General features: G+C 41.9%; 22 protein-coding genes. 15 read left to right on the top strand and 7 right to left on the bottom strand.

What is annotated here, in order from left to right; translation table 11 throughout:
* Positions 1-11 precede the first annotated feature (11 nt).
* Positions 12-1,523, bottom strand: a complete 1,512-nt coding sequence (locus ABDZ72_RS12625; protein WP_343753638.1) for a glycine betaine uptake BCCT transporter — start codon at positions 1,521-1,523, stop codon at positions 12-14.
* A 306-nt stretch (positions 1,524-1,829) separates the two neighbouring features.
* Between ABDZ72_RS12625 and ABDZ72_RS12620 the strand changes: the two genes are divergently transcribed.
* Positions 1,830-1,928 carry a GapA-binding peptide SR1P gene (locus ABDZ72_RS12620; RefSeq protein WP_343753636.1) on the top strand — a complete coding sequence of 33 codons (99 nt, stop codon included), beginning with the start codon at positions 1,830-1,832 and terminating at the stop codon, positions 1,926-1,928.
* 107 nt (positions 1,929-2,035) lie between these two features.
* On the opposite strand, the gene ABDZ72_RS12615 is transcribed toward ABDZ72_RS12620, so the two are convergent.
* Positions 2,036-2,662, bottom strand: a complete 627-nt coding sequence (locus ABDZ72_RS12615; protein WP_343753634.1) for a YktB family protein — start codon at positions 2,660-2,662, stop codon at positions 2,036-2,038.
* Positions 2,663-2,843: 181 nt separating this feature from the next.
* Here ABDZ72_RS12615 and ABDZ72_RS12610 point away from each other — a divergent pair, with 181 nt between their 5' ends.
* Both ABDZ72_RS12610 and ABDZ72_RS12605 read left to right on the top strand, forming a co-directional pair.
* Complete coding sequence (locus ABDZ72_RS12610; protein ID WP_343753632.1) at positions 2,844-3,032, top strand: hypothetical protein; 189 nt, start codon at positions 2,844-2,846, stop codon at positions 3,030-3,032.
* 169 nt (positions 3,033-3,201) lie between these two features.
* Positions 3,202-4,011, top strand: coding sequence for an inositol monophosphatase family protein (locus ABDZ72_RS12605; protein ID WP_343753630.1), 810 nt, complete (start codon positions 3,202-3,204; stop codon positions 4,009-4,011).
* Between the two features lie 14 nt (positions 4,012-4,025).
* Here the strand turns inward: ABDZ72_RS12605 and ABDZ72_RS12600 are convergent, their stop codons facing one another.
* On the bottom strand, positions 4,026-4,196 hold the full coding sequence (locus tag ABDZ72_RS12600) for a DUF5325 family protein (RefSeq protein WP_343753627.1): 171 nt from the start codon (positions 4,194-4,196) through the stop codon (positions 4,026-4,028).
* Between the two features lie 138 nt (positions 4,197-4,334).
* Here ABDZ72_RS12600 and ABDZ72_RS12595 point away from each other — a divergent pair, with 138 nt between their 5' ends.
* The gene (locus tag ABDZ72_RS12595; RefSeq protein WP_343753625.1) at positions 4,335-4,652 is read left to right on the top strand and encodes a YlaH-like family protein; all 318 of its coding nucleotides are present in this window, start codon (positions 4,335-4,337) and stop codon (positions 4,650-4,652) included.
* Between the two features lie 21 nt (positions 4,653-4,673).
* On the opposite strand, the gene ABDZ72_RS12590 is transcribed toward ABDZ72_RS12595, so the two are convergent.
* Positions 4,674-4,877, bottom strand: coding sequence for a YlaI family protein (locus ABDZ72_RS12590; RefSeq protein ID WP_343753623.1), 204 nt, complete (start codon positions 4,875-4,877; stop codon positions 4,674-4,676).
* Positions 4,878-5,034: 157 nt separating this feature from the next.
* Between ABDZ72_RS12590 and ABDZ72_RS12585 the strand changes: the two genes are divergently transcribed.
* On the top strand, positions 5,035-5,283 hold the full coding sequence (locus ABDZ72_RS12585; RefSeq protein ID WP_343753621.1) for a hypothetical protein: 249 nt from the start codon (positions 5,035-5,037) through the stop codon (positions 5,281-5,283).
* Between the two features lie 43 nt (positions 5,284-5,326).
* On the opposite strand, the gene ABDZ72_RS12580 is transcribed toward ABDZ72_RS12585, so the two are convergent.
* A complete protein-coding gene (locus ABDZ72_RS12580; RefSeq protein ID WP_343753618.1) occupies positions 5,327-5,929 on the bottom strand; it encodes a YhcN/YlaJ family sporulation lipoprotein in 603 nt (200 codons plus the stop codon).
* 191 nt (positions 5,930-6,120) lie between these two features.
* On the opposite strand from ABDZ72_RS12580, the gene ABDZ72_RS12575 reads away from it, so the two are divergent.
* The 3 genes from ABDZ72_RS12575 to pyc all read left to right on the top strand — a co-directional run bounded on the left by ABDZ72_RS12575 (position 6,121) and on the right by pyc (position 11,187).
* Positions 6,121-6,405, top strand: coding sequence for an Fpa/YlaN family protein (locus tag ABDZ72_RS12575; RefSeq protein WP_343753615.1), 285 nt, complete (start codon positions 6,121-6,123; stop codon positions 6,403-6,405).
* 163 nt (positions 6,406-6,568) lie between these two features.
* On the top strand, positions 6,569-7,756 hold the full coding sequence (gene ftsW, locus ABDZ72_RS12570) for a putative lipid II flippase FtsW (protein WP_343753613.1): 1,188 nt from the start codon (positions 6,569-6,571) through the stop codon (positions 7,754-7,756).
* The gene (gene pyc, locus ABDZ72_RS12565) at positions 7,744-11,187 is read left to right on the top strand and encodes a pyruvate carboxylase (protein ID WP_343753610.1); all 3,444 of its coding nucleotides are present in this window, start codon (positions 7,744-7,746) and stop codon (positions 11,185-11,187) included. Before ftsW ends, pyc begins: the two co-directional genes overlap by 13 nt.
* A 25-nt stretch (positions 11,188-11,212) precedes the next feature.
* Here the strand turns inward: pyc and ABDZ72_RS12560 are convergent, their stop codons facing one another.
* On the bottom strand, positions 11,213-12,130 hold the full coding sequence (locus ABDZ72_RS12560; RefSeq protein ID WP_343753608.1) for a COX15/CtaA family protein: 918 nt from the start codon (positions 12,128-12,130) through the stop codon (positions 11,213-11,215).
* 484 nt (positions 12,131-12,614) lie between these two features.
* Here ABDZ72_RS12560 and cyoE point away from each other — a divergent pair, with 484 nt between their 5' ends.
* The 7 genes from cyoE (at position 12,615) to ABDZ72_RS12525 (ending at position 19,154) form a co-directional block, all read left to right on the top strand.
* A complete protein-coding gene (gene cyoE / locus ABDZ72_RS12555) occupies positions 12,615-13,556 on the top strand; it encodes a heme o synthase (RefSeq protein ID WP_343753606.1) in 942 nt (313 codons plus the stop codon).
* Positions 13,557-13,617: 61 nt separating this feature from the next.
* Positions 13,618-14,670 carry a cytochrome c oxidase subunit II gene (coxB, locus tag ABDZ72_RS12550; RefSeq protein WP_343753604.1) on the top strand — a complete coding sequence of 351 codons (1,053 nt, stop codon included), beginning with the start codon at positions 13,618-13,620 and terminating at the stop codon, positions 14,668-14,670.
* Between the two features lie 49 nt (positions 14,671-14,719).
* Positions 14,720-16,573, top strand: a complete 1,854-nt coding sequence (ctaD, locus tag ABDZ72_RS12545) for a cytochrome c oxidase subunit I (RefSeq protein WP_343753602.1) — start codon at positions 14,720-14,722, stop codon at positions 16,571-16,573.
* Position 16,574: 1 nt separating this feature from the next.
* A complete protein-coding gene (locus tag ABDZ72_RS12540; protein WP_343753600.1) occupies positions 16,575-17,198 on the top strand; it encodes a cytochrome (ubi)quinol oxidase subunit III in 624 nt (207 codons plus the stop codon).
* A 3-nt stretch (positions 17,199-17,201) separates the two neighbouring features.
* A complete protein-coding gene (ctaF, locus tag ABDZ72_RS12535; RefSeq protein ID WP_343753598.1) occupies positions 17,202-17,525 on the top strand; it encodes a cytochrome c oxidase subunit IVB in 324 nt (107 codons plus the stop codon).
* Between the two features lie 183 nt (positions 17,526-17,708).
* On the top strand, positions 17,709-18,620 hold the full coding sequence (gene ctaG / locus ABDZ72_RS12530) for a cytochrome c oxidase assembly factor CtaG (RefSeq protein ID WP_343753596.1): 912 nt from the start codon (positions 17,709-17,711) through the stop codon (positions 18,618-18,620).
* 78 nt (positions 18,621-18,698) lie between these two features.
* The gene (locus ABDZ72_RS12525; RefSeq protein WP_343753760.1) at positions 18,699-19,154 is read left to right on the top strand and encodes a DUF420 domain-containing protein; all 456 of its coding nucleotides are present in this window, start codon (positions 18,699-18,701) and stop codon (positions 19,152-19,154) included.
* Between the two features lie 32 nt (positions 19,155-19,186).
* On the opposite strand, the gene ytvI is transcribed toward ABDZ72_RS12525, so the two are convergent.
* Positions 19,187-20,245, bottom strand: coding sequence for a sporulation integral membrane protein YtvI (gene ytvI / locus ABDZ72_RS12520; protein ID WP_343753594.1), 1,059 nt, complete (start codon positions 20,243-20,245; stop codon positions 19,187-19,189).
* Position 20,246: the final 1 nt, after the last annotated feature.

The following is a 20,246-nucleotide window of genomic DNA, read 5'->3' as shown; positions in this document are numbered from 1 at the left end:
ATATGAGCATCTTATACGCGGTGTTTGCGTTTTTGTTCCATGTCATGTCTTTCCTCTTTAAAGGCTTTCAATAGTGAAAAGACGACTAGTATCAAAATAATCGCGAACGGAAGTGCGGCAATAATAGACGCAGTTTGCAACGCCTGCAGACCACCTTGCCAAAGTAAAACGGCCGCGGCGCCTGACTGAATAATACCCCAAACGAATTTAACACTGTTCGATGGGTATAAGCTTCCGCCCGTTGTTTGCATACCCAGAACAAATGTCGCCGAGTCGGCAGACGTGATAAAAAATGTACTGATCAGAAGAATGGCCAATATAGATATTATAAAGCCCATCGGTATATGTTCAAACAGAGCAAACAATGCGATTTCCTCACCGAAGTCGTTAATATACTGGATCAAGTTGATGCCACCAAAGTGTTCCAAATTAATGGCGGTTCCTCCAAAAACAGAGAACCATAACCCTCCAAAAATGGTGGGAACGAGTAGAACACCAAGAACGAACTCACGAATCGTCCGACCTCTGGATACACGAGCAATAAATGTTCCTACAAATGGTGACCAAGCAATCCACCATGACCAGTAAAAAAGCGTCCAGTCGTTGATCCATGTATTATCTGTATCGAAAGGTGTCAATCGGAAACTCATGTTGGGAAGGTTTTGAATGTAGCTTCCAAACGTTGTTGTAAAAAAGTCCATGATGAAATTCGTAGGCCCGGCAAACAGGACGAAAATCATCAGTAACAGGGCTAAAACAATGTTTGTGTTGCTTAAATATTTAATCCCTTTATTCAATCCTGTCATGGCCGATGTCATGTAAAAAACGGTTACAATGGCGATGATGATCAATTGAAGCATAATCGTATCTTCGAAATCAAACACAAAGGATAGCCCACCGGAAATTTGTTTTGCACCAAGTCCGAGCGAGGTTGCTACACCAAATATAGTGGCAAAAACAACAATAAAATCGACGATTGTTCCAAGTGACCCTTTAACTTTATCACCAAATAACGGTTCAAGAATAGCACTGACGACGCCTGGGGCCTGCTTTCTAAACTTGAAATAGGCCAGTGCCATGGCAATCGTGGCATAAACCGCCCATGGGTGCAGCCCCCAGTGAAAAAAACTGTACTGCATGGCTGTTTTTGCAGCATCATTTGTTGTTGGTTCTCCGAATGGGGGGGTGTGATAATGGGATAATGGTTCAGCTGCGCCCCAGAATACGAGGCCGATGCCCATACCTGCACTGAAAAGCATGGCAAACCAAGTAATATACGAGTATTCCGGTTCATCGTTCGGTTTGCCTAATTTAATTTTACCATATTTTGAAAAAATCAAATAGATGGAAAAGATAACAAATCCCGTTGCACTCATTAAATAGAACCAACCGAATTTATCAACAATGAAGCTCTGGATCTGATTGGTTACGTTATCCATATTGGATCCGGGCAAAATTCCCCAAATAATGAAAATAATGGCAACAATAGCTGAAATATAAAAGACGCGTGTTACTTTTTTCATATCACCTGCTCCTCTCTATGTAAATTGCAATGGAAGACAGCACAATAAGGAATTGTGTCATAAATTGTCATTTAATTCAACCGATAGGCTGACATGCATCATTTAAATATATTTTACTTACGTTATTGTTCCACGTAGTGATCATCCGATACGTCATATGTGTCCGCACAGTAAAGAAAAAAGAAAATAATGAGGGTGGAAACAAAACATAAAATAAATAATATGATATACAAATAAGCGGTTGAAAATTAAATTGTGTCATACTATAATACACCTAACTAAACACGTAAAAAGGAGTTGGGAGAGATGGGGACGATTGTTTGTCAGAAGTGTCAGGAAGTGATTGAGCATTTTGATAATGAGAAAGTGGCTACACTCTATGGAACATGCGCCCGTTGCAACTAAGAGAGTTGTATGGTGCCGTTTCAATTGATTGGTATGAATGCCTGGACATACCATAGGTGAAAAACGTATGACATAATAAAAGACCTTTCGCGATGAAAGGTCTTTTATTATGTCGATTCCATGGAAATATTGAAAAGGGGCGTTAACGTTTGGAATGTGGTCTGTGCTTCTTTTAAAAAACGATTTCGATCTTTCAAAACAGAATCATCCGGTTGAAAATGCCTGCCAATCAAAAATTCTGCTTTTTTTACGTTTTGAAGCCGTGTCAACGCTTTTTCAAGATCAATGGCATCCAAACGTTCAGCCTCTTTTTTGGTGTGATCGAGCGATATGACATAATCTCCCGGTATGGATTGATGTATATCGGTTATGTGATTTAGAAACGACTCGGCCACCTGCTCTTTTCCAGGCAGTTCATAAATATAGGCCAGCCACATAAACAAATGATCATCAAACAGCCCGATTTGAAAATGCGGGTGTTTTTTGTATCCTTTTTTGTCATGACTAAAGGCCATCCACGTGTCATTTGGCGGATTTTTAGTCCGTCTGGCATGTTTGGCAATATGCACATGCATTTCTTGGCCCGTCATGCGCGACACTGGTTCAGTAAGTTCATCCCCGATAGCCTTGAATTTCGGCTGGATGCGATTCCTGATTGATTCCATCCGTTCATCCAACCCGTCTATGTCAAAAACATTAAAATCATCTTGATGGAACCCTGTGAATGCCATCATTATCAACTCCTTTCCCGTCGTTAAGAGATTTATAGTTCTTATTATTTGTGAAATTGAACGGCTCGTCAAGTTGTTTATCTCCCGCAAAACGTTTTAAAAGCCAATGAACGGAGGAAAGGATGAACAAAATGGCATTGAACAGCATATATATAATTAAAGCTATTGAAAGGTTGTGGATGACGTGAAATATGTTGTGAAGGAACTGAAAAGAGACGTCAACAGAAGCAAACTGCCCGTTATCCGCATTGAAATTGATTATGAACTGATGACTTTATACGATGCCATGCAGGCAAATGATCATGTGCAAATAATGAAATCGAAAGACAAATTAAAAGCGTTACGAGCACGTCTGTTAGAAGCCATGGAATAATAAGGAATGTGATCCCAAAGTTACATACGCTTACGCTAAGGGTATGAATCATTTGGGAGTTATGGTTGATTACCAGGTGCCATCCTGCCTCCGATAAGCACCATGGGAAATGATTCTTATCCGCTATTCTGATATGATGGCAACAGATTCGGAAACTGGAGGCATACAAATGAATAAGCAGGAACGTAATGCTATGTTTGCACTGGCAAAAGGATGGATTCTTGAGGCGGGCGAATCAATCAGAAAGCGTTTGTATGACCCGCTTACCATCGATACCAAATCGGATGCGAATGATCTTGTAACGAGTATGGATAAGGATACGGAATACTATTTCATAAACAACATAAAACATGTCTATCCAAATCATTTGATTATGAGTGAAGAAGGTTACGGCGATGATGTGAGAACATTTGATGGGACAGTATGGATTATTGACCCCATTGATGGGACGATGAATTTTGTCCATCAACAACGGAATTTCGCCATTTCCATCGGTGTATATCACAATGGGGTTGGCGAAATTGGGCTAATTTATGATGTCATAGGGGATAATTTATACAGCGCCAAAAAAGGGGAAGGAGCATTTAAAAATGAATTCGGACTGTCCCGGCTTTCCCATGACAAAAGCATTTATGAATCCATCTTAGGCATGAATCATTTTTGGCTTTGCAACAACCGGTTTGTTCATGAAAAGAAGATGCAAGAGCTGGTCCGGACGGTAAGAGGAGTACGGACATATGGTTCAGCGGCTATTGAATTTGCTTTTGTTGCAGAAGGCGTTATCGATGGTTATATGGCGATGAGACTTTCCCCATGGGATATAGCAGCAGGCATCATCATTGTGGATGAGGCGGGTGGTCTGACAACAACGGCTTTCGGTGATCCGATCGAACTGCTTCGTGGAACCTCGGTATTGACGTGCAATCCATCTATTCATAAACCGATAATCCATGATTACACCCGACAAGGAAGAAAGTGACTTTTCGTATGAAGTCACTTTCTTTTTCGTTTGATCGAGAGACCGACTCCCATGAACACAAATCCGAGGATCAGAAACAATAAGATAAGCCAAATATTCCGGTAAGCAATAGAGACTCCAACGAGAACAAACATAAAAATAACGAGTGTCGCTAATAACAACATGGGTATGTCAATTTTTTTCATAAAAACACTCCATTTTTTATCAAAAGATTGGATGCAGTGGCCACTAAGAGAAAACGTCTCTATTTTTTCTGGCATGCGAGCGCAAGATTTAGTATGATAGAAAAGAGTATGGATTGCAATACCAAATGGAGGATTTATATGGTTTCAGATTTCAGTTTCATTTTCGACTTGGTTGTAAACTATCAGGACAGCGTCAATGTCTATTGGGTTTTTTACGTATTGAATCTGGCTTTCGCAGCCGTTGCGTATAAACTCGGGTTTGCACGGAAGCTTCCAGTGCTCAAATCGGTGCTAGTGTATGTGATGCTTGCGGTAGGTATGCTTGTATTAAATTTGTTCAGCATTGTTGGCTATCCGGTAACAGACAGCCTCATTGTTATTTGTCTTATTCTGGGCATTTACCGGTATCGTCTTCATTTACAGCGGAAACCAGGAAATGAAAAGCCTGCCAATTAAAAAACCTCCAACATGGGAGGTTTAAATAAGGTCTTTCTTTTTTCTGTGTCTATTGTATAGCTGGAATTGGCCCGTTTCATGGCGTTTTTTCGTTTTATTATAAATCCGTCCATTACACTCTTCACATAAATACATGCTGATTCTGCGGTTGCGGAGTCGTTTGGCCTGTAACGAATCATCTTGTAAATCATGGAGTGTATCACATAGGGCACATGTTACTTTCATCTTGTCACCTCCGATGATCAGGACGCAGAATGTTGATATAATCGCCTATACAGGGCATTTTATACTATAACATGAATTAACTATGTATAAAAGAATACGTTTTAAATGAAACTAATGGGGAATAAGGATAAAAAGCAGTAATTAAAGAGGTGGTTGCATGAAAAAGAGATATATTGCGTCGGTAGCCGGAGCGGTTGGAGCAGGTATGACATATTATATGTTGATGAATCGGCATAATCGACAGCGTGATGAAGAAATGGAGTCGACACTAATGGATGCCGGTATGCCGGGTCAGGTGGACGATGATGACGCAGCACAGGTGGAAAATGCAAAAATGGTTTCAGAGGGATCGCAATTTGGTGTAGAATACTATAACACGGTAAAAGACGAATCTTTGCACGATTAAAATAAGGGTGCACACCCGGATGATATGGGGTTGTGCACCCTTGTTATTCGTCGTTTTGATGATTGGATTGTTCTTCCTCTATATCATCCAATTGTTTTTTATCATCTTTTGGGATCGAATGTTTATTCTGATCCCGTTCTTTTGGTCGATCTTCATTAATTGGAAAATCAGGCATGTATCTTCCCACTATCGCTGATAATTCGTCAATGACCCCTTGAACAGGATAACCCTGTCTGATTTTATCATGCATTGATCGGATGCGTTCTACCACATCACCGTCAGCAACGACAACGGCTGTTTTACCATATGGGTCTTTTTGCAACGCTTCCAACACCGTATACTTAATGGAACCGACACGCGAACGATCCAAATCCTTGTCCACATCAATACCGACAACAGCATATGGTCCGGCTACTACGGAAGTGGCATCGTGGACATTCGGTATATCACCGGCAACCCCGGCCAGATGAGAAGCTATGTCATGGCTTGACAAATCAGATTGTTCCGTTTGATCAGAATCTTCCACCTGAATATAGCGATTATTGCCCGTTTCTTCCGGCAACGATTCCTCGTCATTGTTTTGCTGGCATCCGGACAACAAAACGGCAACGCCAAACAAAAACAGCATTCCTGTACGTAATGGCATGGGATTAATCCTCCTTTAATGTAAAACCGGAACAGGCTGTTTTATTAGTGTGGTTGATCAACGGTGGAATATACAAAAAAGCTGATGGCTGTCGTTGTTTTTTTTATACAAAGGAATAAATATTGTTTGCATTTTCATAATACAAACGATATTATAACCTATAAGGGACTGTACTTAATGGAGGGATATATTTGATTCAAAATGTGACCGAAACGCATCGTGAAAAAGCTTATGCCCTTCTAAAGGCGGATGCTGAAAAAATACACGGACTTATTGAAGTGCAAATAGAAAACTTGACAAAACCACAATGTCCTCTATATGAAGAGGTGTTGGACACTCAAATGTTCGGTCTTTCACGGGAAATTGATTTTGCTGTTCGCCTTAATTTAATCGACGAACATGAAGGCAAAGCACTGTTGGACAGATTGGAAAGACAACTTAATATTTTACATGAAACAGCACAGAAATCCGTGTAAATATTTCGGCGCTGTGAACCTTTGCCTGTATGGATTGTGGCAAGGTTTTTTACTATATAGGTGTAGCATATGTGTTTAAACATTGAGATACGATTCGAATGTTATGTTATGCTCTTTGGAATTTCATTTCATTTATATCATACGTATTCTAAGGAGATGTACCATGTTACAGAAAATAAAGGACTACGATTTTACACTCATTATCACACCTATACTGCTTGCGGCGTTCGGAATGGTTATGATTTACAGTGCAAGTATGGTTTTGGCTGTAGTGGAAGAGCATGAGAGTTCTTATTATCTCGTTAAACAAATGCAGTGGTTCGTTTTAGCTCTCGGAGGATTCATTGTTACGAGCATAATCCCATATAAAATGTACCAGAAACTGATTAAGCCCATTGTACTTATTATCGTGTTCCTGTTAGTCGGTGTGCTTATTTTTGGAAATACTTTCAACAATGCTCAGTCATGGTTTGTTCTTGGACCAATTAGCCTGCAACCTGCCGAGATTGCCAAGCTTGGGTTAATTATTTATTTGGCATCTATTTATTCCAAAAAACAATCGTATATTAACGAATTTTACCGCGGAGTCCTTCCTCCATTGGTACTCACTGCTATTATACTCGGACTTATTGTATTGCAGCCGGATATCGGAACGGCTGCGATCATATTCTTAATCGCTTGTTCAATTATCTTTAGCTCAGGCATACAATTCAAACATCTCATGCTGCTTGTTCTGGTCGGATCACTTCTTGTTTTGCTTACAGTGCCAAGCTTAATAACGGACGAACGAATAAGCAGATTTGCTGGAGCTTATCAACCATTTGAAGACCCGGGCGATGATGGTTATCACCTGATTCAGTCTTATCTGGCGATTGGTGCAGGAGATCTTTTTGGTGAGGGTCTGGGGCAGAGTGTTCAAAAACTGGGTTATCTTTTGGAGCCGCATACCGATTTCATTATGGCTATTATAGCTGAGGAGCTCGGGTTTTTAGGAGTCGTAATTGTTGTTGGCATGCTTGCCACCATTGTCCTGCGCGGTTTGGTCATTGCAAAAAAATGTACGGACAGCTTTGGATCGCTCCTGGCTGTTGGAATATCGGCCATGGTAGGAACTCAGGCTCTTGTGAACCTTGGAGCGATAAGTGGTATGCTGCCTATAACAGGTGTTCCACTGCCATTTGTTAGTTATGGCGGTTCCTCACTACTGGTTATGATGACAAGCATGGGGATGTTGAACAACATCGCTAAATCTGTTAAAAAGAACGATCAAGACCCTGTACCTGTCCATAAACAAAAAGATTCGGAAAAAAGTGATTTTACATTTGAAGGAGGAAAAACATGGGTGAGGTAAATGAGATCAACAAGGTTTTGGTAGCCAATCGTGGAGAAATTGCTATACGGGTGTTTCGTGCTTGTACCGAATTGGATATCCGGACAGTGGCTATTTATTCCAAAGAAGATATCAGTTCCTTTCATCGGTATAAAGCGGATGAAGCTTATCTTATAGGGGAAGGAAAAAAACCGATTGAAGCTTATCTTGATATCGAAGGGATTATCGACCTTGCTAAGAATGTCGGCGTTGATGCGATTCATCCAGGGTATGGCTTTCTTTCGGAAAATATTGATTTTGCCAGGCGATGTGAAGAAGAGGGGATCATTTTCATCGGCCCGACGAGTGAACATCTGAATATGTTTGGTGACAAGGTGAAAGCGAGGACACAGGCAATTAATGCTGGACTTCCGGTTATTCCTGGTAGTGACGGTCCTGTCTCCTCCCTGAAGGAAGCGGAAGCATTTGGAAAGGAACATGGCTACCCGATCATTATTAAAGCCTCACTCGGTGGTGGTGGCCGCGGCATGCGGATTGTGAGGAGTGAACAAGCTTTAACGGAAGCGTTCGATCGTGCCAGATCAGAAGCCCAGGCATCTTTCGGAAGCGAAGAAGTTTATTTGGAAAAACTGATTGAAAATCCAAAGCATATAGAAGTGCAGATTATCGGAGACGCTCATCAGAATATCATTCATTTGTATGAACGTGATTGTTCCGTGCAGCGCCGGCACCAGAAAGTCGTTGAAACAGCACCAAGCGTATCATTCTCTGAGAAATTCAGGGAAGACATTTGCGATGCAGCTGTCCGTCTCATGAAGAATGTAGGCTACATCAACGCCGGCACAGTAGAGTTTCTTGTGACAGATGATGGTTTTTACTTTATTGAAGTAAACCCGCGTGTTCAAGTCGAACATACCATTACTGAAATGATTACCGGTGTTGATATCGTTCAAACACAGATCAAGGTTGCCGAAAAGAAACATATTCACAGCACATCTGTCGGTATACCGGAACAGAAAAATATTAAAACGCTTGGATATGCGATCCAATCCCGCGTCACAACCGAGGATCCCTTGAATAACTTTATGCCTGATACCGGAAAGATTATGGCATATCGGAGCGGGGGTGGTTTCGGTGTCCGTTTGGATGCAGGAGATGGATTTCAAGGAGCGGTTATCTCGCCGCACTACGATTCGCTTCTTGTGAAAGTATCGACATGGGCGTTATCGTTTGAACAAGCTGCACAAAAAATGGTCCGAAATTTAAAGGAATTCCGAATACGGGGTATCAAAACGAATATTCCGTTTTTGGAAAATGTTATATCTCATGAACATTTTCTCTCAGGGGAATATAAGACAACGTTTATTGACCAAACACCGGAATTGTTTGTATTTCCAAAACGGAAAGATCGCGGAACCAAAATGCTGACCTATATTGGGCATACGACCGTTAATGGATTTGAGGGTGTTCCAAAACGAGAAAAGCCGGATCTTAATCGTCCGAAAATTCCGTATATAAACAAAAGGGAAAACATTCCGGATGGCACGAAGCAGATTCTTGATGAGCATGGTCCGGACTATTTGGCCGAATGGCTGAAAAAACAGAACAACGTCAAATTAACAGATACAACATTTCGGGATGCCCATCAGTCGTTGCTTGCAACTAGAGTGCGGACGAAAGACTTGGAACAAATTGCTGAACCGACGGCAAGAATGCTTCCTGAGTTATTCTCGGTTGAAATGTGGGGAGGTGCAACCTTCGACGTCAGCTACCGATTTCTGAAAGAAGATCCGTGGCAACGACTATTAACATTGCGCGAAAAAATGCCAAATGTCTTGATGCAAATGTTGCTGCGTGCCGGCAATGCTGTCGGCTATAAAAACTATCCTGATAACTTAATTAATGATTTTGTTGAGAAAAGTTCATCAGCCGGCATTGACGTATTCCGAATATTTGACAGTCTGAACTGGGTCGATGGGATGCGTCCAGCCATTCAATCCGTTCGTGACAATCACAAAATTGCTGAAGCAGCTATGTGTTACACGGGTGATATTTTGGATTCAGGACGTCAGAAATACGATCTGGATTACTACAAAAATCTCGCTAAAGAACTTGAGCAATCCGGTGCCCATATACTTGGTATTAAAGACATGGCGGGGCTTCTGAAGCCGGAAGCAGCGTATCAGCTCATCTCTCAATTAAAAGAGACCATTGACTTGCCGGTTCATTTGCATACGCATGATACAAGCGGCAATGGCATTCATATGTATGCACGTGCTGTCGATGCAGGCGTGGATGCTGTTGATGTGGCTAATGCGCCAATGGCCGGGATGACATCACAGCCAAGTGCGCAGACATTGTATTATGCGCTGGAAGGAACGAAGCGTCAGCCTGGGATTAATATAAATAATTATGAGGAGCTGTCCCATTACTGGGAGGGCGTCCGCAATCACTATCAGGATTTCGAAGCTGGTCTGAAAGCACCACATTCCGAAGTTTACTATCATGAAATGCCGGGAGGGCAGTACAGCAATCTGCAGCAGCAGGTACGAGCGGTTGGCCTGGAGGAACGCTGGAATGATGTGAAGACAATGTATCGGCGTGTCAACGATATGTTTGGTGATATTGTCAAAGTGACCCCGTCTTCTAAAGTGATAGGGGATATGGCCTTATTCATGGTTCAGAATGACCTAACAGAAGATGATATTTATGAGCGCGGAGAATCGTTGGACTTTCCGGAATCAGTTATTGAATTTATGCAAGGGTATATCGGTCAGCCGTATCAGGGTTTTCCGAAAGAGTTACAGCGCATTATCCTGAAAGGAAAGAATCCGGTTGAGGATCGTCCTGGCGAATTATTGGATCCTATTGATTTTACACGAATGCGCGATTCCCTGTACAAGACACTGAACCGACCGATTACCGATTTTGACTTGATCTCGTATGCGTTGTATCCGAAAGTGTTTATGGATTACAACCGTTTTTATGACACGTATGGAGATATTTCGGTCCTTGATACGCTGACGTTCTTCTATGGCATGAAATTGGATGAAGAAATTGAGGTGGAAATTGAACAAGGGAAGACGCTATTTGTTAAATTGGTTTCCATATCTGAGCCACGTTCGGATGGCACGAGGGTTATTTATTTTGAATTAAACGGGCAAGCCAGACAAGTCGTCGTCAAGGATGAAAATGTAACGTCCGTCGTTGAAACCAGGCCAAAAGTAGATCAGACAAATGAAAAACACATTGGCGCCACCATGCCTGGAACCGTTGTAAAAGTGATTTGTGGTGAAGGAGAATCGGTCCAAAAAGGGGATCACCTTCTTATTAATGAAGCAATGAAAATGGAAACAACAGTACAGGCGCCATTCAGTGGTGTTATTAAACGGATTTACGTGAAGGATACGGATACGATCGAAGTCAATGACCTGTTGCTTGAATTTGAATAAAAAAAGGGGTAATGGCGGATTGCCATTACCCTTTTTCATGATTTGCACTTCTGGAAGACAGCAAGCAGAAGTAGCTGAGCATGGCGAAATAGCACGATACGATAAATGCATGCAATAAAGCAATCCAAAGGTTAAGCATCGTGAAAATAATCATGGCCCCTAAACCTACCTGAAGAGCAATGAACAGCAATGTTGCCGTCCAGCCCCAAGCCATGACCCGATGTTTTCGATAATTTGTCATCATTTTGATAAATAATACAATTGTCCATATGAATAATATACCAGCAGCAAGGCGGTGCCCCATCTGCACCCACTGATCAACGGTGTATATATTAAACGAAAATGGAGAACCATTATAGCAAAAAGGCCAGCCACCGCATACCATACTAGCGTTAACGTGTCGTACAAGCGCGCCCGTATAAACAACAGCCAACGTATAAATGCTTATGGCGTATATCTCACGACGATGTTTTTTCTTAATGGTCAATGATTTGGCATCGAATTTCTGATCGATTTCAAAAATGAGAAGCGTCAGTAAAAACACGGCAGTGAATGAAATGAGTGAAATCCCGAAATGGGTGGCCATGATCAAATCCGATTGGTTCCATATCACGGCAGCTGCTCCGATCAGTGCCTGCAACAATAGGAAAAACGATGACATAAAAGCAAGGAATCTCACCTCGCGTATATGTCCTATTTTAATCCAGGAAAGAACAGAGAGGGTAAGAACAGCAATTCCCATAATTCCGGACATGAGTCGGTGACTCAGCTCAATCACAAGTTTTGGTGTTATATCAGATGGAAGGAATTGCCCGTTGCAAAGCGGCCAGCTAGCGCCACATCCCATACCTGAACCGGTTTTGGTGACAAGGGATCCTCCAATGAGTACAAACACCATGCCAAGGGTGCAAACGACGGCGAGTGATTTTAAGGTTCTAATCATATGATTGCCTCACTTCATGGATAATAATGTATGTCTGTGTTACTGATATAGGCGTGATTGCATCAACTGAGTGTATAGAGTACTATTTGAATCACCACGCTCATCTTATCATGATTCAAGCGGGTTTTCATTATAAAAACAAAAAACCTCTTGCAATGTTGATTGTTGTTTGCTAGAAATAATATAGGGGAAATTCAGTGGGTTTCAAACCTCCGTACCCGCCATTATGGGAAGAAGTACATATGTAAAAAAATTTGGTTCAAAGGCCTGAAAGGGCCTTTCGTTTTATGTCAGTCCATTTTTCACAAATTCGTCATACTTTTTCGCGTGAATTATGTTGAATCGTGCCGTCCACCGATGGATTGTATTAATATTCCATGGTATAATTGCGGTAATTCAAAGGATAATAGGGGTACTTAGGTATGATAATAATGCACCTATCCATTTGATGTTTTTTATCGGGGTTAAAGGGGGGATAAATGAAATGAATAAAGTGGAGTCACCTGCATCACCGCTGATCGACGGTTCAACTGCTGCAAAAGAAAAGGGGCCATCACTTCTCCAGGAATGGAAAGCATTAATCAAAACAGGTATTGTAAATTCCAATTTGATAACAACCTTTGCGGGATTTTGGCTTGCCGTTCATTTTACAGGTGCTTCGTTCACTGCCAATTGGGATGTTTTCCTGTTGACAATGGCGGGAAGCGCACTGGTAATTGCCGGTGGATGCATTATCAATAACTGGTATGATGCTGATATCGATCCGGTGATGTCGAGAACAAAAACCCGACCATCTGTGACAGGCAGTATACCGCGTAACCGTATTCTCATGGCAGGAGTTTCATCAACTGCTTTAGGTCACATCCTTTTATTGTTAACGACTTTGGAAGCGGCAATGATTGCATTTTTGGGCTGGTTCACTTACGTCGTTCTTTACACGGTGTGGTCCAAACGTCGATATACTCTGAACACCGCCATTGGCAGTATTTCCGGAGCAGTACCGCCACTGATTGGATGGGCAGCCGTTGATCCCGGCCTTCATCCGATAGCTTATATGCTTTTTCTAATCATGTTCATCTGGCAGACACCGCATTTTCTGGCATTGGCAATGAAAAAGACAAAAGAATATAAAGCGGCCGGTGTGCCAATGTTGCCGGCGGTTCACGGATTTGCCATGACGAAACGCCAGATTGCTATATACGTTGCATTCCTTTTGCCCTTACCGTTTCTTATGGGAGAATTGGGACCTGTTTTCATCGTGATTGCGACTCTTTTGAACATTGGTTGGTTGGCAGTGAGTTTCAGTGGCTTCGTTATGAAAAATGATTTGAAATGGGCAAATATGATTTTTATCTATTCCCTGAATTATTTAACGATCTTATTTTTATTGATGGTTGGCGTAACGTTTGAATTCCCCTTTGGTTAAGCCAATAACTGACACATAGTACGCAAAAGGACGTTACAAGGAGAAAGAGAGGTATGAACACATGAAAGGTTGGATGGGGAAAATTCGTGCAGTTTTTCTATTGAGTCTGACAGCCCTGGTCCTTTCGGCATGCGGTAAGGAAAACCTGACCGCACTTGATCCGAAAGGCTATGGAGCAGAAAAATCATTTGATTTGATCATTATTTCAACCGTTGTAATGCTTTTTGTTTTGGCTGTTGTATTGCTTGTCTATACCATCGTTTTGATCAGGTACAGAAGGAAGAAACAACATCCGGACTTTGTCCCCAAACAGGTGGAAGGCAACAAAACACTGGAAACGGTATGGACCGTTATTCCGATTATTCTATTGTTGATTATTGCTGTTCCAACTGTAACGGCGACCTTTGATTTAGCTGATACATCCGGTTCCAACGACAAATTGAATATTCAGGTTACCGGAAATCAGTATTGGTGGCACTTTAATTATGAAGGTAAAGAAATCCAGACGAGCCAGGACATGTATATCCCGGTTGGTGAAAAAGTATATTTGAACATGAAGTCCTCGGACGTGATTCATTCATTCTGGGTCCCTACCATTACAGGGAAAATGGACGTGAACCCTGAGAATGAGAATACCATGTACATTGAAGCGGACGAAGAGGGCGTCTACTGGGGTAAATGTGCTGAGTTTTGCGGGCCGTCCCACTCGCTTATGGACTTTAAAGTGATTGCCGTGAGCCAGGAGGAATTTGACCAATGGGTTGAAGATATGCAAAATGTTAACCCTGATGCCGAACCGGAGAGTACGGTTGCTCAGGAAGGTAAGTCCCTCTTTCAAGAGAATAACTGTATGGGATGTCACGCTGTTGGCTCATCTCCGGTTCAAGTCGGTCCAAACCTGACAGACTTCGGCAATCGGACTAAACTGGCCGGCGTGGAAGAATTGAACAAAGAAAATCTTGTTAAATGGATAATGGATCCTGAGTCCATGAAACCCGGTAACAAGATGACCGGTAATTATCCGGAAGTTTCAAAAGGTGAAGCAGGAAAAATTGCAGAGTATTTGCTGCAATTAAAACCATCCGATGTAACACCTGAAAGTGCTAAAGATTAATGGGAAATGGTTGGTTTCAATTTGAGAAAATGAAAGGGAGGTTATTGGTATGAGTATGGCAGCTTCTCAAAAAAGGAGCTTCGGTGCTTTTCTGTGGGACTATTTAACAACTGTTGACCATAAGAAAATTGCACACTTGTACTTGTTTGGCGGAGGGTTCTTCTTCTTGCTTGGCGGTCTGGAAGCGATGATTATTCGTATACAGCTGATTAAACCTGAAAATGATTTAGTCAGTGCCGGCTTTTACAATGAACTCTTTACCATGCATGGGACAACGATGATTTTCCTTGCGGCTATGCCACTATTGCTTGGTCTGATGAATGCCGTCGTCCCACTCCAGATCGGGGCGCGGGACGTTGCGTTTCCATTCTTAAATTCGCTTGGATTCTGGTTGTTTTTATTCGGCGGTATTATGCTGAATATGAGTTGGTTGTTTGGCGGTGCACCTGATGCCGGATGGACATCTTATGTACCAATTTCAACAACCTCACCAGGACACGGGGTAGACTTTTACGTGATGGGATTGCAAATAGCGGGTGCCGGAACTTTAATTGGCGGCATTAACTTTTTGGCCACCATTATTAACATGCGTGCACCCGGTATGACATTTATGCGTATGCCACTGTTTTCGTGGACGACATTTATAACAAGTGTCCTGATTTTGTTTGCATTTCCGGCGCTAACCATCGGATTGTTCCTTCTGATGTTTGATCGGATGTTCGGTACAGCATTTTTTGATGTCAGCCTTGGCGGGAATGCCATTATTTGGCAACATCTGTTTTGGATATTCGGTCACCCGGAAGTTTATATTCTAATATTGCCAGTCTTCGGCATATTTAGCGATGTGTTTTCAACATTTTCGAAAAAGCGTTTGTTTGGTTATACAGCCATGGTATTTGCGACGATTCTGATCGCTTTCCTAGGTTTTATGGTTTGGGCGCACCACATGTTCACCGTAGGGCTTGGTCCTGTTGCCAACTCGCTGTTTGCGATTGCAACCATGGCTATTGCCGTGCCCACTGGAATAAAAATCTTTAACTGGTTGGCGACGATGTGGGGTGGAAGCATCTCCATAAACTCAACGATGCTGTGGGCATTGGGCTTCATCCCTACATTCACCATTGGTGGAATGACCGGCGTTATGGTTGCATCTGTGGTTGCGGACTATCAGTATCATGATACGTACTTTGTTGTTGCGCACTTCCACTATGTCATTGTTGGAGGTACGGTGTTTGGAATCATGGCAGGTCTGCATCACTGGTGGCCGAAAATGTTTGGACGCATTCTGAATGAAGCCATGGGCAAATTAACGTTTTGGACATTTTTCATTGGTTTCCATTTGACATTCTTTATCCAGCATTTCCTCGGTTTAATGGGAATGCCGCGTCGTTATTGGGTTTTCCTTGAGAATCAAGGTCTTGATCTTGGAAACCAAATAAGTACGGTTGGTGCCTTCTTCATGGCGTTCGGCGTTATTGTATTCTTGATTAACATTGTGCATACAGCTGTTAAAGGAGAAAAAGCCGAAGCGGACCCATGGGATGGGCGCAGTCTTGAGTGGACCATTGCGTCACCACCACCGCATTACAACTTTAAACAGACACCGCTTGTACGTGGTCTTGATCCATTATGGATTGAAAAAACGGAAGGAAAAGGCAAAATGACACCTGCAGAACCACTGGGTGACATTCATATGCCGAATTCAAGCTTCCTGCCATTTATGATATCGCTTGGTCTGTTCATTGCAGGGTTTGGTTTTATTTACCAAGTGGATCATAATTGGGCTTATAGTTTGTTGTTTGGTGGTATGGCAATTACGTTGGTCTGCATGATGATCCGTTCATTAAAAGATGATCATGGGCACCATATACCGAAAGAAGATCTAGAAGGGGAGGCTAAATAATATGAGTCATGATCAGTCATTGAATCCGGATATCATGCCGAATGAACCGGAAAAAGCCACCCTGGAAGGAAAGAATAAATTTCTCGGATTTTGGTTCTTTCTTGGTGGCGAAACGGTGTTGTTTGCCAGTCTGTTTGGTACATTCATTGCACTGCGCCACTCAACGGCTGACGGTCCTACGGGGAATGAAATATTTGGACTGGAACTTGTCTTCATCATGACGATGCTTCTTTTGACAAGTTCTCTAACCAGTGTTTATGCGGTCTATCATATGCGGAACAACGATTTTAACAAGATGCAACTATGGTTTGGAATCACAGCCCTTTTGGGTATTGGATTTCTGGGCAGTGAAATTTATGAGTTCACCCATTATATTACTGAATATGGCTTTACATTCCGTTCGTCTGCATTTGGTTCTGCTTTCTATGCACTGGTCGGTTTCCACGGTGGTCACGTAACATTTGGTTTGGCATGGCTTATTGGCTTAATGGTGCGGAATGCCAAACGGCGTTTAAACTTATATAATGCACCTAAATATTACACATTCAGTCTTTACTGGCATTTTATTGATGTTATTTGGGTGTTTATTTTCACTGTTGTTTACTTGATGGGAAAGGTGGGGTAATCAATGGCAGAGAATACCAATTCCAACGAATCCAATCCGTATCAGAAACAAAAGAAAAAAGAAGAGATGCAAAAGCAGCTTATTTCTTTTGCTATGAGCATCCTGCTTACGATTATCGCCTTCGTCATTGTGATAACAGATATGATGGACGAAATGTTTGTCGTCCCACTTTTACTTCTTTTGGCTATTGTACAGGTTGCTTTCCAGTTGTATTATTTTATGCACCTAAAAGACAAAGGGCATGAATTTGCTTCAGTTATGTTTTATGGAGGTGTGTGGGCTGCGGTCCTGACACTTGCTGCACTGGGAGTCATTACTTGGTGGTAATCTTTGAGAAAAGACCGGGCGTTCACCCCGGTCTTTTTTACTCCGCACATAAATGGCAATATAGCCAAATGTTGTTCGCCGATTGCATGTTACTGTCTATAAATTGTCATATTACTGACGTGTATGTTGGCGGTAGATACGTTATAATAATATGTACAATACCCATATTTGGAGTGTGGTCGTATGTGGCTGGAGTTACAAATATTCGGATTTCGAGCTTTATGGAGTCCTTATTATCTTCTGTTTGTTTTGGGACTTGCCTTGACTTATTATTTGCTGACAGGGCCTTACCGTCATAAAATTGGCGGCCGTGGATACGCGCGTCCATCCGGAAAACAACAGTTCCTTTTCTATGTTGGTATGGTTCTTCTCTACGCTGTTAAAGGGGCTCCCATCGATTTGTTGAGCCATATTACGCTGACAGCTCATATGATACAAATGGCGATTTATTTATTGATTTTTCCGATATTGATTATTAAAGGGATCCCAGCATGGCTGTGGGAAAACATTGTTTATCGACCAGTGATCAAGCCGATCGTATCGTTTTTCTCAAAACCGCTGATACCATTGTTGTTATTTAATGCGTTATTTTCGTTTTACCATTTACCGGTCATATTCGATTTCGCTAAATCATCACAAATAGCTCATTCGTCTTTTGCGATCATTCTGTTACTCGCAGCGTTTATTGTTTGGTGGCCAATGCTTACACCTTTGAAAGAATTTGACCGGATGTCGCCACTTGGTAAAATATTCTATATTTTTGCTGACAGTCTTTTAATTACACCGGCATGTGTGTTGCTTATTTTCGCTGGTGATCCAGTTTATGCTGCATACACTCAAGGCGGAGCTTGGATGCAGGCGTTATCTTTATGCGTTCCAACCGGTGTACTGCAAGGACTTCCCGGTTCTATTTCCGGCCCGGAATTCTTTTCACCAATGTCAATCCGTGAAGATCAGCAACTTGGTGGTATTGTTATGAAACTCATGCAGGAAATAACGTATGGTGCGGTTCTCTTGTCCGTTATTGCGGAATGGTTTTCTAAAGAAAATCGCGGTGTGGACCCAATTCCTGCGAATGCATATGAAGAACAATAAATGAACGGAATCAAATATGGCATCCTTTATTGGGTGTCGTGTTTTATTCGTTTGTGGAAAGGAATGACTAGCAGCAGTATGCCATTTTTACCAACGATAAGTACGTTTTTTATTGTTACAAGCGCCGTATTAGTGGCGATTGGTTGGATATTAATTGTAAATAACAAGCCAAAAGCACATAAACGGACGATGTTGTCAGGAGCCGTCAGTGCTTTATTATTCTTTATTATTTATGTGTCCCGAACAGCCTTCATAGGTAATACGAGTTTTGGCGGCCCGGATGATATCAAGATCTATTACACCATATTCCTGATTTTTCATATCTTCCTGGCCACGACAGGAGCGGTGTTCGGTGTTGTAACGATTACACTGGCATTGAAAAGGAAAATATCAATACACCGAAAAATTGGTCCGATTACGAGTATTATTTGGTTTTGCAGCGCCATTACGGGTGTGGCTGTTTATCTTCTTTTGTACATCATTTACGATGGCGGTGAAACCACCAGTATGCTCAAGGCTATTTTAGGCAGTTAAAAAACGTGTGCGGACAACGATGTCTGCACACGTTAAATTTTTGTATTCCATTTGATAATGCCTGCTTCCTTTGCTGAATTGAATGCAATGAGACAGAGGGGACCGAGTATGAATCCCAGTAATCCAAGCAGTTTAATCCCAAGAAACATGGCAATCAATGTGGCCAGCGGTGACAGGCCGATATGCTGTCCCATGACTTTCGGCTCAACCGTTCGCCGGATCGCCAGCAAAATAATAGCCAGAACGGCAAGCTGTACCCCAAGAAAAATATTTCCGCCTAGGAGGGCAAATACCGACCATGGTCCAAGTATGGCAATGGAACCGATTATTGGGATAAAATCAATCAACCAGATGATAATCGACATAATAATCGCCACATCCGGTATGATCAAAAGCAACCCGATTAAGGTGACAACAAAGATAATGATGCTGACAAGAAACTGTGCTTTAAAAAACCCAAGAATCACAGTGGAAAGTCTTCGATTCATAAATGACACTTTTTCGGTCGTTTCTTTTGTCATAATGCTGTACAGTTTTGATTGAAGCAGCGGCAGTTCGAGCATGAATAAAAATAGAGCAATCAAGTACACCAGAAAGCTGATTAAGTATTGTGGAACCTGTGCAACCACCTGGGATATTCGTTCAATGGTGATTGTTTCCTTTAATGTCATACTCATGTTTGTAAGCTGTGATTCAATGGTGTTCGATACCCGTTGGTAAAATTCATCTGGAAGGTTTTCGGTATATTTTTTAAAACTGGACTCCCAATCTTTATAAGCACTGTTAAGCTGTGTCACATAGGAGGGGATATCTTCAACAAACGTAACGACTTGGGTTACGGCATTCGTCACGATAAACGTCCCACTCAAACTCAGGAAAATCAAAAATAGCAGAAAAACAATAATGACTGCTGTTTTTCGGCTTAGTTTTATTTTTCGCTGCGTAAACCGGATCACAGGGTTGAGAATTAAGGCTGTAACCAATGCCAGAACCAGTGGAATGGATACCGGTAATATGAACAGGATAAACAGGATCAGGATAAGCAGTAAAAAGATGAGAGACCATTGGCGTTTTGTTATTGAACGAAACAAT

Source organism: Lentibacillus halophilus, assembly GCF_039522485.1.
Classification (GTDB): Bacteria; Bacillota; Bacilli; order Bacillales; family Amphibacillaceae; genus Lentibacillus; species Lentibacillus halophilus.
The sequence above is the reverse complement of the archived record's forward strand: the minus strand, read 5'-3'. Positions and strand labels throughout refer to the sequence as shown.